This is a genomic window from Stenotrophomonas terrae (genome assembly GCF_001431465.1).
Classification (GTDB): domain Bacteria; phylum Pseudomonadota; class Gammaproteobacteria; order Xanthomonadales; family Xanthomonadaceae; genus Stenotrophomonas; species Stenotrophomonas terrae.
On the sequence record NZ_LDJJ01000103.1, the window covers coordinates 1 to 886 of the forward strand.

The following is an 886-nucleotide window of genomic DNA, read 5'->3' on the forward strand; positions in this document are numbered from 1 at the left end:
GGGAGGGAGCAGAGCTGCGCTCCGCTCGGGCAAAACAAAAGCGGCGTCACCGCATCCCATCGACCTGAACCCCGGTCGACAGAACACCGCAACGCCGCTCGGCTTTTCAGCCTGTGACAGCCCTTATTCGGACTTCCACCACATCATGAAGGCATCCCACAGACGCTTGAAGAAACCACCTTCTTCCACCGCCTGCACAGCTACCAGCGGCGCCTCGGCAACTACCTTGCCGTCCAGCGACACCTTGACCGTGCCAATCTGCTGACCCGCTGCAATCGGTGCCACCAACTCCTTCGGCACGTCCATCGACGGCTTCAGATCGTTGTAACGACCGCGCGGCACGCTTACCAGCATCGGCTGTGCCACACCCAGCTGCACCTCGTCGGCCGCACCCTTCCACACATGCTGCGTGGTCACGGCCTTGCCCGGCTCATACATGCGATGGGTTTCGAAGAAACGGAAGCCCCAGTTCAACAACGCCAGGCTGTCATTGGCGCGCTGCTTCTCCGAAGCGCCGCCCATCAATACCGCCACCAGACGCTGATCACCGCGTTGCGCCGAGCTCAACAGGCAGTAACCAGCTGCCGAGGTGTGGCCGGTCTTGATGCCGTCCACGCTCTGGTCACGCCACAACAGCAGGTTGCGGTTCGGCTGGGTGATCTTGCCTACCGTGAATTCCTTGATCTTGTTGTAGGCGTAGGTTTCCGGGTAATCACGCACGAACGCGCGGCCCAACAACGCCAGATCGTAGGCGCTGGACTGATGGCCCTCGGCATTCAGGCCGTGTGCGTTGACGAAGTGCGAATCCTTCATGCCGATCTTGGCCGCGTAGCTGTTCATCAGCGCCGCAAATGCTTCCTGGCTACCGGCCGCGTGCTCGGCCAGC

1 protein-coding gene is annotated in these 886 nt (G+C 61.6%); it reads right to left on the reverse strand.

The genetic code is table 11. The features are described 5' to 3' along the window. Positions 1-123 precede the first annotated feature (123 nt). Positions 124-886, reverse strand: a 763-nt coding sequence (locus ABB27_RS18785; protein WP_161809672.1) for a D-alanyl-D-alanine carboxypeptidase family protein, incomplete at its 5' end; no start/stop codon positions are given.